This is a genomic window from Mesorhizobium sp. AR02 (assembly GCF_024746835.1).
In the GTDB taxonomy this organism is placed as follows: Bacteria; Pseudomonadota; Alphaproteobacteria; order Rhizobiales; family Rhizobiaceae; genus Mesorhizobium.
In genome coordinates this window covers 4,601,611-4,615,840 of the sequence record NZ_CP080531.1, presented here as the reverse complement: position 1 = coordinate 4,615,840, position 14,230 = coordinate 4,601,611, and the positions used below count along the sequence as shown (strand labels likewise).

15 protein-coding genes are annotated in these 14,230 nt (G+C 63.0%); 10 read left to right on the top strand and 5 right to left on the bottom strand.

Going from position 1 to position 14,230, the window contains the following annotated elements:
* Window positions 1-17 precede the first annotated feature (17 nt).
* The 7 genes from DBIPINDM_RS26495 (at window position 18) to DBIPINDM_RS26465 (ending at window position 8,414) form a co-directional block, all read left to right on the top strand.
* Window positions 18-305 carry a hypothetical protein gene (locus DBIPINDM_RS26495; protein WP_258581958.1) on the top strand — a complete coding sequence of 96 codons (288 nt, stop codon included), beginning with the start codon at window positions 18-20 and terminating at the stop codon, window positions 303-305.
* Window positions 306-517: 212 nt separating this feature from the next.
* Window positions 518-2,149 carry a DUF2778 domain-containing protein gene (locus DBIPINDM_RS26490; RefSeq protein WP_258581957.1) on the top strand — a complete coding sequence of 544 codons (1,632 nt, stop codon included), beginning with the start codon at window positions 518-520 and terminating at the stop codon, window positions 2,147-2,149.
* A gap of 128 nt (window positions 2,150-2,277) precedes the next feature.
* Entirely contained in the window at window positions 2,278-5,448 is a 3,171-nt protein-coding gene (gene uvrB / locus DBIPINDM_RS26485) for an excinuclease ABC subunit UvrB (protein WP_258581956.1), read from the top strand.
* Window positions 5,449-5,559: 111 nt separating this feature from the next.
* Window positions 5,560-5,895, top strand: coding sequence for a hypothetical protein (locus DBIPINDM_RS26480; protein WP_258581955.1), 336 nt, complete (start codon window positions 5,560-5,562; stop codon window positions 5,893-5,895).
* Window positions 5,896-6,197: 302 nt separating this feature from the next.
* Entirely contained in the window at window positions 6,198-7,724 is a 1,527-nt protein-coding gene (locus DBIPINDM_RS26475; RefSeq protein ID WP_258581954.1) for an ABC-F family ATP-binding cassette domain-containing protein, read from the top strand.
* Window positions 7,725-7,827: 103 nt separating this feature from the next.
* Window positions 7,828-8,127 carry a HigA family addiction module antitoxin gene (locus DBIPINDM_RS26470; protein WP_258581953.1) on the top strand — a complete coding sequence of 100 codons (300 nt, stop codon included), beginning with the start codon at window positions 7,828-7,830 and terminating at the stop codon, window positions 8,125-8,127.
* Window positions 8,128-8,255: 128 nt separating this feature from the next.
* Complete coding sequence (locus DBIPINDM_RS26465) at window positions 8,256-8,414, top strand: hypothetical protein (protein ID WP_258581952.1); 159 nt, start codon at window positions 8,256-8,258, stop codon at window positions 8,412-8,414.
* Window positions 8,415-8,439: 25 nt separating this feature from the next.
* On the opposite strand, the gene DBIPINDM_RS26460 is transcribed toward DBIPINDM_RS26465, so the two are convergent.
* Window positions 8,440-9,054, bottom strand: a complete 615-nt coding sequence (locus DBIPINDM_RS26460) for a glutathione S-transferase family protein (RefSeq protein ID WP_258581951.1) — start codon at window positions 9,052-9,054, stop codon at window positions 8,440-8,442.
* Between the two features lie 254 nt (window positions 9,055-9,308).
* Between DBIPINDM_RS26460 and DBIPINDM_RS26455 the strand changes: the two genes are divergently transcribed.
* Together DBIPINDM_RS26455 and DBIPINDM_RS26450 are read left to right on the top strand one after the other, a co-directional pair.
* Window positions 9,309-9,731, top strand: a complete 423-nt coding sequence (locus tag DBIPINDM_RS26455; protein WP_258581950.1) for a VOC family protein — start codon at window positions 9,309-9,311, stop codon at window positions 9,729-9,731.
* Between the two features lie 98 nt (window positions 9,732-9,829).
* The gene (locus tag DBIPINDM_RS26450) at window positions 9,830-10,183 is read left to right on the top strand and encodes a DUF1428 domain-containing protein (RefSeq protein WP_258581949.1); all 354 of its coding nucleotides are present in this window, start codon (window positions 9,830-9,832) and stop codon (window positions 10,181-10,183) included.
* A gap of 26 nt (window positions 10,184-10,209) precedes the next feature.
* Here DBIPINDM_RS26450 and DBIPINDM_RS26445 read toward each other — a convergent pair whose 3' ends face one another.
* The 4 genes from DBIPINDM_RS26445 to DBIPINDM_RS26430 form a co-directional block, all read right to left on the bottom strand.
* Complete coding sequence (locus DBIPINDM_RS26445; RefSeq protein WP_258581948.1) at window positions 10,210-10,617, bottom strand: transposase; 408 nt, start codon at window positions 10,615-10,617, stop codon at window positions 10,210-10,212.
* Window positions 10,595-11,152, bottom strand: a complete 558-nt coding sequence (locus tag DBIPINDM_RS26440) for an IS110 family transposase (RefSeq protein ID WP_258581947.1) — start codon at window positions 11,150-11,152, stop codon at window positions 10,595-10,597. Before DBIPINDM_RS26440 ends, DBIPINDM_RS26445 begins: the two co-directional genes overlap by 23 nt.
* A 417-nt stretch (window positions 11,153-11,569) precedes the next feature.
* A complete protein-coding gene (locus DBIPINDM_RS26435; RefSeq protein ID WP_258581946.1) occupies window positions 11,570-13,204 on the bottom strand; it encodes a tetratricopeptide repeat-containing sulfotransferase family protein in 1,635 nt (544 codons plus the stop codon).
* A 187-nt stretch (window positions 13,205-13,391) separates the two neighbouring features.
* Window positions 13,392-13,616, bottom strand: a complete 225-nt coding sequence (locus DBIPINDM_RS26430) for a hypothetical protein (RefSeq protein ID WP_258581945.1) — start codon at window positions 13,614-13,616, stop codon at window positions 13,392-13,394.
* Between the two features lie 327 nt (window positions 13,617-13,943).
* On the opposite strand from DBIPINDM_RS26430, the gene DBIPINDM_RS26425 reads away from it, so the two are divergent.
* Complete coding sequence (locus tag DBIPINDM_RS26425; RefSeq protein ID WP_096449281.1) at window positions 13,944-14,150, top strand: cold-shock protein; 207 nt, start codon at window positions 13,944-13,946, stop codon at window positions 14,148-14,150.
* The last annotated feature ends 80 nt before the right edge of the window (window positions 14,151-14,230 follow it).

Genomic DNA, 14,230 nt, shown 5'->3' with positions numbered 1-14,230 from the left:
GGAAAAAGCCTCCAAAAGTGGCCTTTGCCACCCCAAAACCAAGCACTTCAACCCGATTGCACCGCCTCCCAAAACGAGTCAATGGCCGTCAGGAAGCGGCCGTCCGGGCGGTGATTTTGTTGCAAGCGGGCAACAGTTTTGCCGACGCCATCGGCTTTTTCAGCACCGTGGAATGGCGCGCCGCATTGCCGCAGGGCTCGCTGAAGCGCCTTTGTCTTAAATTAGCAAGGGCTGTTTTGCTTGACTCGGCCGTCAAAAACAGGCAGCAAACCTGCCTCGGAAGGGCTGTAATACCGCGTGCATGATCGTGGACGAGCCTTTTTTGGCACAAAGTTCACGTCTCTCGGTTGGTTTTGAGAGGGATTGATTAACCAACTTTGTCCATATTTTGAAGCAATCGGCAACCAACAACAGGCGCGGCAAACGCGTCGGGGACCACCTGGGATCACTCACAGAATGGTCGTCGCGGCTGACAAGGCCACGTACGGGGAAAACCGATTGGAGCAAGATTGGTTGCATGGCGTTGTCGAGTAAACACAAAATAATCTGGGACCAGCGCGATGGCGGCGAGTTCGTCGATGCGCAGCGCGCCCCTTCCTTCAACCCGAAACGGATCGTCCGCTGGGTCGCGGTGCCCGGCGTCAGCGCGGCCGTCGGCCTCTGGCTGATCGGCACAATGGCTGGCCTCAGCTCCGTTGGCGCCTCGCTGTCGGCGACGTCGGGCGGCGGCCTGCCGCAGACGCTGGCCATGCCGGGCTCGCTGGCGATGGCCGATCCGCTGAAGCAGCATTTCCTCAGATCCTCGGCACCGTTCGTGCTGGCCAATGCCCATGGCGGCGCCCAGGCGCTGCACGAGCACGCCGTGCAATGCGGCGCCAGTTGCTTCAAGCTGGCCAGTGTGAGCCCGCTTGCGGAAAAATCCGCGCGCCTCGTGGCGCATGCGAAGCCGGAACAGCCAATCTTGAAGTCGAAGGCGCAGGAGCGCTTCGAACGCATGGAAGCATCGCTGTCGCCGACCAAGCTCGCTGCCGCCTTTGCTGATGCCGGCAAGTCCCTTGCCACGGCCAACGCCCGCCCGGTGATTTCCGGCACCGCTCCGCAAATCGCGGAGGCCTCGCTGGTGCCGTCCGCCCAGGTGATGGCCAGCCTGTCGAACGACATGCCGGCTCCAGCGGCGGAACGCTTCGCCCGTGCCGACACCGGCTCCGTTGTCGTGCAGACCGCACCGGCGCCGGCGGGCTTTGCCCAGTCGGAGACGCCTGACAACGCGCAACTGGCGCTGGCTCTCGTGGAGTCGATGCCGGTCGAGGACGAGGCATTCGCCTCGCCGCTGCCGATGACCGAATCCTCGGCCGATGTTGCAGTTGCGCCTGTCGAGACCCAGCAGCAACAGCCCGGCGATGCCGCCGCGCTGCCGGATGCGCTCACCGACGACGTGCCGCTGCCGACCCGACGCCCGCAATATGACACGCCGCAACCCAAGGCCGTGGAGCAGGACAAGCCCGCGCCGCAGCCCAAGATTGCTCAGCCCAAGATGGCGCAGCAGAAGCCGGCGCCGCAGGCAAAGCCGGTCCAGCAAGCCCAGCCGGCAAGGCCGGCCCGGGCCGGCCGGTCGGGCGAGAGCGGCGACGTGCTGGCCTATGCCAAGCCGGACACGCCCTCGGGCGGCCTTGGCCAGGCGTTCAGGAACCTGTTCAACGGGCCAAGCGGCGGCAGCGGAGCCGGTCATGGCGTCGCCGTCTACGACATCAGCGCCAAGACCGTCTACATGCCGGATGGCCAGCGGCTCGAGGCGCATTCCGGTCTCGGCGCCATGGTCGACCAGCCGCGCTATGTCGACGTCAAGGATCGTGGCCCGACGCCGCCCAACACCTACAATCTGTCGCTGCGCGAATCGCGTTTCCATGGCGTCGAGGCCATCCGCCTGACGCCAGTGAACGGCGGCAACAAATACAACCGCAACGGCCTGCTCGCCCACACCTACATGCTGCGCGGCGGCCGCGCCGAGTCCAATGGCTGCGTCGTCTTCAGGGACTATTCCCGCTTCCTCGCCGCCTTCAAGAAGGGCAAGGTCACGCGCCTCGTCGTGGTGCCGCGCCTGAACGGATCGCCGACCCGCGTGGCGACGGACAACGCTCGCGGCGCCTGACCGCGACAGGCAGGCATCCCTCGGCACCTGCCTCCTCCTGACAGCCTTCTGTCAGGAGCCGCATCCAGGCATGCGCCTCGCCTCATCGCGCTCTTTCCATTTTCGCCAAGACCTCCCATATTCGGGACATGGCCAAATCCCCCGACAAGAGAACGCCGCCGACGGCGGATGACGACCGCGCCGCGCCGAAGCGGCGCAGCCCGCTGACCGATTTCCTCGACGCCTCGGAACCGCTGCACAGAGGCGGCTTTGCCGAGATGCCGCAACCCGAACTGTCGGGCACACCACTCGCCGGTTCGATCGCCGACTGGGCCGAGCAGATCGAGCAGGAGGCCGAAAAGGAAGGGCGCCAGACCGGCAAGGGCGACGGCGGCAAATCGCCAAAGCCGTCGAAGAAGATCCCCGAGCGCTCCGCCGCCCCGGGTCGCAGCTCGCGCGGCACTTCGATGGGTGGCGCGGCAACGGCCAGGGAGCGGACCGCGGCCGGCCTCAATCCGGTCGCAGGTCTCGATATCTCGCTGGAAGACGCCGAGACAATGGCCTCGAGCAGCGTCACCGCCACGGTCGCAGCGCTGTCGGCGCTGATCGAATCCGGCAATCCGCTGCACAAGGATGGCGTGCTGTGGACACCGCACCGCCCTGCCCGCCCGGAGAAATCCGAAGGCGGCATCGCCATCAAGATGGTGTCGGACTTCGAACCGGCCGGCGACCAGCCGACCGCCATCAAGGACCTGGTCGAAGGTGTCGACAACAGCGACCGCACCCAGGTGCTGCTCGGCGTCACCGGCTCGGGCAAAACCTTCACCATGGCCAAGGTGATCGAGGAGACGCAGCGCCCTGCCCTGATCCTGGCGCCCAACAAGACGCTGGCGGCGCAGCTCTATTCCGAGTTCAAGAAATTCTTCCCCGACAATGCGGTGGAGTATTTCGTCTCCTACTACGACTACTACCAGCCGGAAGCCTATGTTCCGCGCACCGACACCTTCATCGAGAAGGAATCCTCGATCAACGAGCAGATTGACCGCATGCGCCATTCGGCGACGCGCTCGCTGCTCGAGCGCGACGACGTCATCATCGTCGCCTCGGTGTCCTGCATCTACGGTATCGGCTCGGTCGAGACCTATACGGCGATGACCTTCCAGATGCAGATCGGCGACCGGCTCGACCAGCGCGCGCTGCTCGCCGACCTCGTTGCCCAGCAGTACAAGCGCCAGGACATCAATTTCGTGCGCGGCTCGTTCCGCGTGCGCGGCGACACGATCGAGATCTTTCCTGCCCACTTGGAAGACCGCGCCTGGCGCATCTCGATGTTCGGCGACGAGATCGAGCAGATCACCGAGTTCGACCCGCTGACCGGCCAGAAGACCGGCGAGCTGAAAAGCGTCAAGATCTACGCCAACTCGCACTATGTGACGCCGCGCCCGACACTCAATCAGGCGATCAAGTCGATCAAGGAAGAGCTCAAGCAGCGTCTGGTGGAGCTGGAGCGCGCCGGCCGCCTGCTGGAGGCGCAGCGGCTGGAGCAGCGCACCCGTTTCGACCTCGAAATGCTCGAGGCCACCGGCTCCTGCGCCGGCATCGAGAACTATTCGCGTTATCTGACCGGCCGTCAGCCGGGCGATCCGCCGCCGACCTTGTTCGAGTACATTCCCGACAATGCGCTGGTCTTCATCGACGAAAGCCATGTCACCGTACCGCAGATCGGTGGCATGTATCGCGGCGACTTTCGGCGCAAGGCAACGCTGGCCGAGTATGGCTTCCGTCTGCCCTCCTGCATGGACAACCGGCCGCTGCGCTTCGAGGAATGGGACGCCATGCGGCCGCTCTCGGTCGCCGTTTCGGCGACCCCGGGCGGCTGGGAGATGGAACAGGCCGGCGGCGTCTTCGCCGAGCAAGTCATCCGCCCGACCGGGCTGATCGATCCGCCGGTCGAAGTGCGCCCCGCCAAGAGCCAAGTCGATGATGTCGTCGGCGAGATCCGCGAGACCACCAAGGCCGGCTACCGCACGCTGGTCACCGTGCTGACCAAGCGCATGGCCGAGGACCTGACCGAATATCTGCACGAGCAGGGCGTGCGCGTGCGCTACATGCACTCCGACATCGACACGCTGGAGCGCATCGAGATCCTGCGCGATTTGCGTCTCGGCGCCTTCGACGTGCTGGTCGGCATCAACCTGTTGCGCGAGGGCCTCGACATTCCCGAATGCGGCTTCGTCGCCATTCTCGACGCCGACAAGGAAGGTTTCCTGCGTTCGGAAACCTCGCTGATCCAGACCATCGGCCGCGCCGCCCGCAACGTCGACGGCAAGGTCATCCTTTACGCCGACCAGGTCACCGGCTCGATGGAACGGGCGATGGCCGAGACCAGCCGCCGCCGCGAAAAGCAGATGGAGTGGAACGCCGCCAACGGCATCACGCCGGAATCGGTCAAGTCGCGCATCTCGGACATTCTGGACTCGGTCTACGAGAAGGACCACGTCCGCGCCGACATCTCGCAGTTCACCGACAGCGCCGGCGCCATGATGGGCAACAACCTCAAGGCCCATCTCGACGCGATGGAGAAACAGATGCGCGACGCCGCCGCCAATCTCGACTTCGAGAAGGCAGCCCGCATCCGCGACGAGATCAAGCGGCTGCGCGAGATGGAACTGTCGATCTCCGAAGACCCGCTGGCCAAATATGCCGACATGGAAAGCCCGGTCTCGGGCCGTGAAAAGGGCAAGCACAACAAGGGCGTGGCCAAACACCGTACGGCAGAGGAACAGGAGCGTTTCCGCAAGCTCGACGAAGCACGTGCCGCCGAAGAAGCGGCCAAGGCTGCCCGGCCCAACCTCTTCCGCAAGCCGGCGCTTGACGAAATGGGCGCCGACGGCGCGGTGCCGGTGAAGAAGCCGCTGTTTTCCAAACCCTCGATCGACGATATGGGCCCCGGCACCGACATGCCGACGCCGGCAGGTGCAGTGTCGCGCTCGCTGTTCAAGAAGCAGTCGGCGTCCGAAGCGCATGGTTCCGACTTTGGTATTCCCGGAGAGCCGGTCAAACCGCTGTTCAAGAAGAATTCGCTGGACGAGATGACGGTGCGGCGGACCGAAAAGCCGGTCGAAGGAAAAGTTCCGGCGAAGCCACAGCCGATCTCCCCCCAAGTGGGGGAGATGTCCGGCAGGACAGAGGGGGGCGCGAAGGAACGCGACGGCAAGCCAGTCGTTCGCCAGCGCGCCGGCATCGGCTCCTACGAGGATCCAGGCGATGCCCGCCGCGAAAAGCGTCGGCCTGGCAAGACCGGGCGGCCGGGGAAGTAGCGCTTTTTCCCTTCTCCCCTTGTGGGAGAAGGTGGATCGGCGCGCAGCGCCGAGACGGTTGAGGGGTGCCGCACAGTTGCGAACTTTCGGCGCCAGCCACTAGAATGCGCGATGACCGTCACTCGCAGACTTCAGGAAGACGAGTTCAAGGCTTGCTTTGCAGAGCCTATGACGAACGTCACCGCGACCGCGGAGGCTGCAGTGGACATATGGTCGTATGTCGACGCGCTGGATCTGGATGAGATCGGGCTGCCCTATCTGAACGACGTACACCATGTTTACCGGGACGCTCAAAACCGGTTTGACCAAGTTTTGATTGGCACCGGCAGATTCAACGCCCTTCTTGTAATCGTTGTTGACCTTGGCCGAAGAACGGTGTTCGGGCATTTCCTGCTCGACCTGAACGAAGAGTATGGATCGACAGGCGGTCACTTGAGGCCTGTCTGAGTCTCGTCTGCCTGGGTCGGCCTCTTGCTTCCACCCCCGCCTTTGGTGTAATCGCTCCCCACACTCAACGTCTTGTATTGAAAGGAGGGCTCACGTGTTCACGTTTCATCGTCACCATCGTCAGCGTGGCCCGATTTCTGCCCTGCGAGCCAGCTTGCAGGGCTGACCAGGGACGGTCCGGGTTTTTCCCGCTTCGATTTTTTGGTCTGCCCTTCGTGGTGCCGCAACGCCGAGCCTGATGGCCAGCACGCGCACCGTCAAAGTGCATCCGGAGTTGTCTCCGGCAAGACCAGAGAAATCCAATGGCCCTGATCAGCCTCAAATCCCTCGGCGTCACCATGAGTGCGCCGCTTTTTTCCAATCTCGACCTCACCATCGGCAGCGGCGACCGGCTCGGCATCGTCGCCGCCAACGGCCGCGGCAAGTCGACCTTGCTCAAATGCCTGACCGGCGAGATGGAGCCGACCTCCGGCGACATCACCCGCACGCGCGGCCTGCGTGTCGGCCATGTCGAACAATCCGTTGCCCCTGCCCTGCTCGGCCGCACCTTTTATCAGGTCGTGGCCGATGCCTTGCCACCCGAGCAGGCCGACAGCGAGATGTGGCGCGTCGACGTGGTGCTGGATTCGCTCGACGTGCCCGAAGCGATGCGCGAGCGAGAAATGCAGGCGCTGAGCGGCGGCTGGCAGAGGCTGGCCCTGATCGCCCGCGTCTGGGTCACCGACCCTGACGTGCTGCTGCTCGACGAGCCGACCAACCATCTCGATCTTGCCCGCATCAGCCAGCTGGAAAGCTGGCTGAACGCGCTGCCGCGCGAGGTGCCCGTCATCATCGCCAGCCACGACCGCGCCTTCCTCGACGCCATCACCAACCGGACGCTGTTCCTGCGCCCGGAACAATCGCCGGTGTTCGCGCTGCCCTACTCCCGCGCCAGGCAGGCGCTCGATGAGGTCGACGCCTCGACGGCGCGCAAGTTCGAGCGCGACATGAAGGTCGCCCAGCAGTTGCGAAAGCAAGCCGCCAAGCTCAACAACATCGGCATCAACTCCGGCAGCGACCTGCTCACCGTGAAGACCAAGCAGCTCAGGGAACGCGCGGAAAAACTGGAAGACGCGGCGAACCCGGCGCATCGCGAGAAATCGGCGGGCGCGATCAAGCTCGCCAATCGCGGCACGCATGCCAAGGTGCTGATCACGCTCGACGATGCGGCGGTCGAAACGCCCGACGGCACGCTGCTGTTCAGGACCGGAAAGCGCCACATCTGCCAGGGTGACCGCATCGTGCTGCTTGGCCGCAACGGCGTCGGCAAGTCGCGCTTCGTCACCCTGATCCGCAACGCCATCGCCGAACCCGACACGGTCCAGAACGTGAAGGTGACGCCGTCGACGGTGCTCGGCTACAGCGACCAGGCGCTGTCTGGCATCAGCGGCGGCGACACGCCGCTGGCGATGGTATCGCGCCGCTATGATGTCGGCGAGCAGCGCGCCCGCTCGCTGCTCGCCGGCGCCGGCGTGGTCATCGAGATGCAGGAGAAAAAGATCGGCGTGCTGTCCGGCGGCCAAAAGGCGCGGCTGATGATGCTGGCGCTGAGGCTCGCCAACCCCAATTTCTACCTGCTCGACGAGCCGACCAACCATCTCGACATCGACGGCCAGGAAGCGCTGGAGGAGGAATTGCTGAAGCATCAGGCAAGCTGCGTGCTCGCCTCGCACGACCGCTCCTTCATCCGCGCCATCGGCAACCGCTTCTGGCTGATCGAGAAGCGGAAGCTGACCGAGGTCGAGGACCCCGAGGGTTTTTTCCGTGAGGTGGCTGAGGGCGCCGGCTGAACGGAGAAGGCCAATATCGCGCTGACATGAAGTTTCGACCTGTTTGCGACAGGTCGAAACTTCGTATCATTGCGTGAGACGTTACATTGAAGGACAGGTTTCAATGCTGAACATCAACCCGCCTATTCATCCCGGAGAAATTCTCCGCGAGGAATATCTCATACCGCTCGGGCTGAAGCCTTACACGCTGGCCAAAAAGCTGCATGTGCCGCGAACGCGCATCGAGCGCCTGTCCAGCGAAGCGACACCCGTGACGCCTGATACCGCGCTACGCCTTGCAAGGTTTTTTGGGACCACGCCGCAGTTCTGGATGAACATGCAGTCGAGCTATGACCTTGCCGTCGAGGGAGAAGCCAAGAAAGCCGAGCTTGATACGATCGAACGTTTGGAGACTGCTGCCTGAAGTAAGTACGTCAAACCTCCCGCAGAAACGGCTACAAAAAATTTCGACGACCTGTCGGCTCGCCTGAACCTGCCTCGTCCTTGGGATGCCGACACGATGATGCCGGCGCCAACCCAGGGAGAACTATCATGTCGGTCCTGTCATCCATCGGTCGCATCGCAACCCGGTACGCGGCGGCACGCGCCCGCCACCGCAGCGAACGCATCCTGCTTTCACTGCCGGCCGCACTGCGCAAGGATATCGGCTTTCCGGAAATCTTCGACGAGCAGAACAGCCGTCGCCGGTGATGCAGGCCGCCAAGGTGATCGCCAGTCAATCATGCGTATCGCCCGAAAGCGGCGTCGCCTGCATCGACGCGCGCTTTTCGAAAGCCTCGAACCAGCGCGTGAGCCGCGCCCGCGCGCGAAAAGGCGGCAGGTTGCGGAACGCCATCCAGGACAGCGTGGTGGCGAGCGCTATATGGCCGACATGGAGCGGCGCTTCGTCGTCCAGCGTGCTTTCTATCCAGTCGTAGCTCGCCTCGATCTTGTCGCGGTAACCATCAGCAAGAGCGCCATAGCGCAGTGGTTCGGGTCTCCTTTCCGTCTCCCAGCGCAGGGCGATGCCCGTTTGCGCCAACCCTTGAGCGACTGATTGCAGACGCAATGCCTGCCAGCGCGCCTCGCCGTCTTGCGGCAAGAGCTTGCGGCCGTCATGCAGCGTGTCGAGATAGGCGCAGATGACATCGGAATCGAAGAGCGCCGATGCGCCGGGCCGCAGCAGCACCGGCACTTTGCCGAGCGGGTTTTCGGCGTAGACACGAGCGTTTCGCAAGGTCGGACTGGTCTCGTGATGAATGACCTCGAGCCGATCGGCAATGCCGATCTCATGCGCGAAGACGAGCGCCTTGCGCGCGAAAGGTAAGTGGGTCTGATAATAGAGGATCATTGTCGTCCCAGGGATTGAGGAAGCGGCGCGCGATCCACCCGTTCTAGCCTGCGCGCTGCGAGAATTGCGCTCTGATTGGCGGCCGCCGACGCAAGTTCGTTTCACGCCTTCCGTTCAAACCGCCGCTTGCACGGCCTGTCGGCGCCCGGCCCGCCAAAAAATTTCGCCGCCATGTAGGATTGCCGTCACCTCGTGCGTCCTAGGGTTCGCAAGGCCAAGCCAAACGCCCAACCAGACGCAAAGAGGAGCAAGACATGGCTGACCAGACCCCCGTTCAACCCAGGGCAGAAGTGCTCGGCGGATTGACCCCCTACCTGCAGGTGGATGGCGCCTTCAAGGCTGCCGACTTCTACAAGAAGGCCTTCGGCGCGGAGCAGGTTTTTGCCTATCCGGCGGATGAGCAGGGCCGCACCATGCACATCCATCTCCATGTCAACGGCTCGACGCTGATGCTGGGCGACGCCTATCCCGAGCACGGCCATCCGCATAAGGCGGCGCAGGGCTACACGCTGCAGCTCCATCTCGACGATGGCGACATCGACACCTGGTGGCAGCGCGCTGTCGATGCCGGCTGCGAAGTGGTCACACCGTTGCAGGTGATGTTCTGGGGCGACCGCTGGGGCCAGCTGAACGATCCGTTCGGCGTTGCCTGGGCGATGAACGCGCCGGTGAAGTAGTTTCCTAGCGAGCAGGCGTCGCCCGCCAGGGCTGCGCGCTCACCGCGCCGGGTCGTATCCCCGCCGACCCGGCGCTCGTTTCAGCAAAGGAGTTCACCATGTCCTATGTCGATGGTTTCGTACTTGCCGTGCCAAAGGCCAAACTCGACGACTACAAGAAGCTCGCCAACCTCGCAGGCCCCATATGGATGGAACACGGCGCGCTCGCCTATGTCGAATGCATCGGCGACGACGTACCCTATGGCGAGCTGACCTCGTTTCCGCGTGCCGTTCAGGCAACTGACGACGAGATCGTCGTCTTCGCCTGGGTGGTCTATGAATCCAGGCAGAGCCGCGACGCGGTGATGCCCAAGGTGATGGCCGACCCGCGTTTGACACCCGACTGGGGCCCCATGCCCTTCGATATGAAGCGCATGATCTTCGGCGGTTTCCAGCCGTTCATCGAGCTTTGAGCAACTGAGCCCCCACCGCTTCGTCATCAACTCTGAGGAATGGTGGCGTCTCTGAGCCTGGCGTTTAGGGTGACGACGATTTTTCGCATGACTGCAGCGATGGCCACCATTGGCTTTTTGCCGTTGGTGATGAGGCGTTTGTAGAAGGTGGCGAACTCGCCCCTTCCGGCAGCGGCGTGCAATGCGGGCATGTAGAGGATGCTCCTGATTTCCGGTCGTCCGCCGCGGATTTTGCGGTAGCCTTGCTTTTGTCCGCTGTCGTTTGGATGAGGCGCGAGCCCTGCAAGGGCTGCAGCCTTTCGGCGTGTCATGGTGCCGAGCTCGGGCAAGATGGCCAGCAGCTTGGCGGTCACGATCGGGCCGAGACTGTCCATGGCCGTGCAGATGGCGGCTCGATGCTTGAGGGCGCTGCTACCGGCGATCAGCTCGCGCATGGCTGCATCGATGGCTTGGATCTGACGCTCGACGACTTTGATCACGGCCTCGAAGGAGGCAGCGAGCTCGCGGCCACCAGGTGCCTTGGCGCGGTTCTTCTCTGCGATCTTGATGGCGATGAGTTCCTGGACGGCGGCGCACCAGGGCGCGCAAGCGGGTCTCGTCGGGGTCCGGGGCTTGCCAAAGGGTCAGCTTTTCCCAGCGTTCGCGACCGTAGGCTCTCAACATGGCGGCATCGATGGCATCGCTCTTACCGTGCGTGCCGTAGGAGCGGATGAAGCTCTTGACCTTGAGCGTGTCGGCGCGATGGCAGGCGATGCCGGCGCGCAGGCACTCTTCGAGCAGCAGGCTCTCATGGCCACCGGTCGGTTCGCAGACCACGAGATCGGCCTGTTTGTGGCTCTTGAGGAAGGCGCGGATCGTGCGTCGCTGGTTGTCGATGACTTGGGTGGTGGTGCCGTCGGCGGCGGTGATGGTGTCCTTGGCGATATCGAGGCCGAGGCACAGGCTCGGTTGTTGATGCAAGAAGGCCATGCTGGTGGTATCCTTCTAAGGCTTCGGATTGTTTGCGGGCGTGGCGCAAGCCAGCGGCCAATCAACTCTCCAAGCGATGGCGGACAAAGACGGCAGGGACCATGATGACGTCGGGTGTTGCCCGATCCCAGGGACGGTCGCCTGCCGCCGGGACTGCCGGTTGTGATGGGCCGCAGTCCCGGCCGCCACACTACCCAATCCTGCTCAAACAATCCTATGGCGAAGCAAGGAGCGAAGCGACGCGGCGCAGACCATAGGATCCATGCCGTGACGTTAACGCTTTGAAAACGGTGCAGAATTCTGCTCCGTTGCATCCTTCGATCGATGTCGCGGCATGGGTCTTCGCGACGCCGCTTCGCGGCTGCTCCGCCCGTGGATGACGAAGCTGGTAGGCTTCGGCATCGGCTGACCAGCGTGCTAATCCAGCCTATCCAGCAGCGGCTTCAGCCTGTCCCCATAGCGTTTCCACAGATCGACCGAGCCTTGATACATTGGCTGGCGCACCTGCGCGGCGGACGCCGTGCGCACCGGTCGGTCGGTCTCGTGGAAAGACAGCACGGCATCGTCCCACGGCAGTCCGAGATAGTCGATGAGCGCCCGGCTCTGCCCTTCCTGATCGGCGACGAAATCCTCGTAGCGCACATCATGCACGACGCCGGGCAGCACCTTGTGCCAATGCGCCATGATGTCGGTGTAGAGATTATGGAAGTCCGCGAGTTCGCCGAGGTCATAGCCGTAGCGGTGGCTGTCGCCGCGGAAATGCACCTTGTAGATCGACAGGCAGGTTGCCGCGGCATCGCGGGCGCAGTGGATGATCCTGGCCTTCGGCATCATCATGTGGATGAAGCCGACAAGCATGAAGTTGCCCGGCATCTTGTCGGTGACGTGGCCAATATGCGGATAGCGGGCATGCAGCATGTCGAGATAGGCCTGGCCTGCCTCGGCAAAATCCGCGTCGTCTACATCAGACACGCCCCAGGGGAAGCCGCCCGGCATGGTCGCCGGAAACTGCTTGCCGACCGCTTTCTTCAGGATGCTGAGCTCGCCCGCGCCATAGACCTTGGGATGGCTGGCGATGATCTGCTCGACCAGCGTCGTGCCCGAACGCGGCATGCCGACGACGAAGATCGGCGCGTCATCGGTGATCGAGCTCGGCCCGTGCCTTTCGAAGAAGCTGGTATCGAACACCGTCTTCATCGCCTCGAATTCCGCGCGCGTCCTGACGGGATCATAGTTGATCCCCTTGCGGCGAATGGCATTGCCTTCTGTGAAATAGTCGAAGGCCCTATTATAATCCTTCAAATCGTCATTGGCCTTGCCGAGGCCGAAGGACAGCTGCATGCGTGCCAGGCTGTCCTGCGGCGCCTTGGCATGCTGGGCTTCCATGCCGGCCAATTCGGCATCGCGCTCCTTCTGGCGCTTGACCTGCGTCAGCATCAGCCAGGCCGTGGCCATGCCGGGGTTCACCGCCAGCGCCTGCCGGAACAGATCGGCCGCCTCGTCGAGCTTGCCCTTTTCCATCAGCCCGACACCGAGCCCGTGCAGAAGATCGGCATCCTTGGGGCGGATGGTCAGCGCTTCGCGAAAAGCCGCCAGCGCCTCGTCCAGCCGTCCGGCTTCCTGCAGGGTTTCGGCAAGCCCGATGCGGGCACGCACATGAAATGGATTGCGTGCGACCGTGCCGCGATAGATCTCTTCGGCCTCCTCGAACTGGCCGATCTGCTTCAGCGACGAGCCAAGATTGTCGCGCGCGGCGAGTTGCTCCGGCCGCAGATCCACCGCGCCACGGAAGAAGTCGATTGCCGCAGCGACGCGGCCGAGGTCGCGCATCACCGTGCCGAAATTGTTGAGGAAATCGGCATTCGTCGGCTGCAGGCTCACCGACTGTTCGATGAGATCCAGCCCTTCTTCGCTGCGCCCGGTCTGGTGCAGCAGCAGCCCCAGGAAATGCGCCGCCGCCGCATGTTTGGGCTGACGCGCCAGCACCTGCCGGTAGATTGCCTCAGCCTCTTGCCGGCGCCCAGCCTGGTGCAGTTGCAGGGCCTGCTGCACATACTGGTCGAGGCCCAGTGGCGGCTGTCCGCCCGCGCCAGACCTGGCTCCCGCACCCGCCGCTCGTCTCTGATCTCTGTTAATGGGAAACCTGCCGTGTTTGTCCGCCTGCCGCGATCTAGGCCATTGGCGCGTCAGGTTCAAGTCTCGGCGTGGTTCTGCGGCTTTTCCGTAGCCGCCAAGGCGATCAGATCAGACGGTTGGTCTCGGCAACCTGCCTGGCCCGCCTCACCGTGCCATCGGTATCGGAGATCGTTCGCCTTGCCGCCTCGTCGCTTCTGATGGTCAGCCGTGCCGACTTGACGATCATCGGCTGGCCGGTGGGGCCAACGGCAATGGCATGTATGGCGATTGGCTTGATGACCGGATTGACCGCGACGGTCTTCGCCCTTGAGCTTCTTGTGGAAACCATGGTTCTGTCCTTATTCTGGAGTAAATAAAAAATATCGAACCGGGGAAATGTCCCAGCGCATTCTCAAGAATTTTTTAGAAATATGCCGAACCATAGCAGAATGATCTGAATATCTATAGCGATCTATTTTTTAGCCGCAGCGGGTTTATTTTCTGAATCATCTTGAATCGGCGGCCCGATCGATCTACATGAGGAAGATCGTTTTGGCCAGAATTGGCATCTCGCGGCGTCAGAGGTTCTCGACCCGCCAATCTCATTCCAAATCGTCGATACCGGACGCGCGGCACATTCGCCGTGCGACGATTTTTCAATTGGCGAAAGACTGATATGACCACCGGAACCGTGAAGTTCTACAATGGCCAGAAGGGTTTTGGCTTCATTCAACCAGCCGACGGCGGCAAGGACGTTTTCGTCCATGTCAGCGCGTTGGAGCGCGCCGGTTTTCCCGGCTTGGCCGAAGGCCAGAAGCTGCAGTTCGAACTGGAGCGCGACGGCAAGGGCCGCGAATCGGCCGCCAATCTGCAACTGATCTGATCCGGCCGAATTCGATGAACGCTGACCACGGATGTACTGGCAGCTCTCGAAGGCGGCTTATTTCCAGCGATAGCCGGAAA

Bases quoted from the DNA above. Each gene is read 5' to 3' on its own strand.
- DBIPINDM_RS26490 (WP_258581957.1), top strand. From the start codon at position 518: ATGGCGTTGTCGAGTAAACACAAAATAATCTGGGACCAGCGCGATGGC.
- uvrB (WP_258581956.1), top strand. From the start codon at position 2,278: ATGGCCAAATCCCCCGACAAGAGAACGCCGCCGACGGCGGATGACGAC.
- DBIPINDM_RS26480 (WP_258581955.1), top strand. From the start codon at position 5,560: ATGACCGTCACTCGCAGACTTCAGGAAGACGAGTTCAAGGCTTGCTTT.
- DBIPINDM_RS26475 (WP_258581954.1), top strand. From the start codon at position 6,198: ATGGCCCTGATCAGCCTCAAATCCCTCGGCGTCACCATGAGTGCGCCG.
- DBIPINDM_RS26470 (WP_258581953.1), top strand. From the start codon at position 7,828: ATGCTGAACATCAACCCGCCTATTCATCCCGGAGAAATTCTCCGCGAG.
- DBIPINDM_RS26465 (WP_258581952.1), top strand. From the start codon at position 8,256: ATGTCGGTCCTGTCATCCATCGGTCGCATCGCAACCCGGTACGCGGCG.
- DBIPINDM_RS26460 (WP_258581951.1), bottom strand. From the start codon at position 9,054: ATGATCCTCTATTATCAGACCCACTTACCTTTCGCGCGCAAGGCGCTC.
- DBIPINDM_RS26455 (WP_258581950.1), top strand. From the start codon at position 9,309: ATGGCTGACCAGACCCCCGTTCAACCCAGGGCAGAAGTGCTCGGCGGA.
- DBIPINDM_RS26450 (WP_258581949.1), top strand. From the start codon at position 9,830: ATGTCCTATGTCGATGGTTTCGTACTTGCCGTGCCAAAGGCCAAACTC.
- DBIPINDM_RS26445 (WP_258581948.1), bottom strand. From the start codon at position 10,617: ATGCGCGAGCTGATCGCCGGTAGCAGCGCCCTCAAGCATCGAGCCGCC.
- DBIPINDM_RS26440 (WP_258581947.1), bottom strand. From the start codon at position 11,152: ATGGCCTTCTTGCATCAACAACCGAGCCTGTGCCTCGGCCTCGATATC.
- DBIPINDM_RS26430 (WP_258581945.1), bottom strand. From the start codon at position 13,616: ATGGTTTCCACAAGAAGCTCAAGGGCGAAGACCGTCGCGGTCAATCCG.
- DBIPINDM_RS26425 (WP_096449281.1), top strand. From the start codon at position 13,944: ATGACCACCGGAACCGTGAAGTTCTACAATGGCCAGAAGGGTTTTGGC.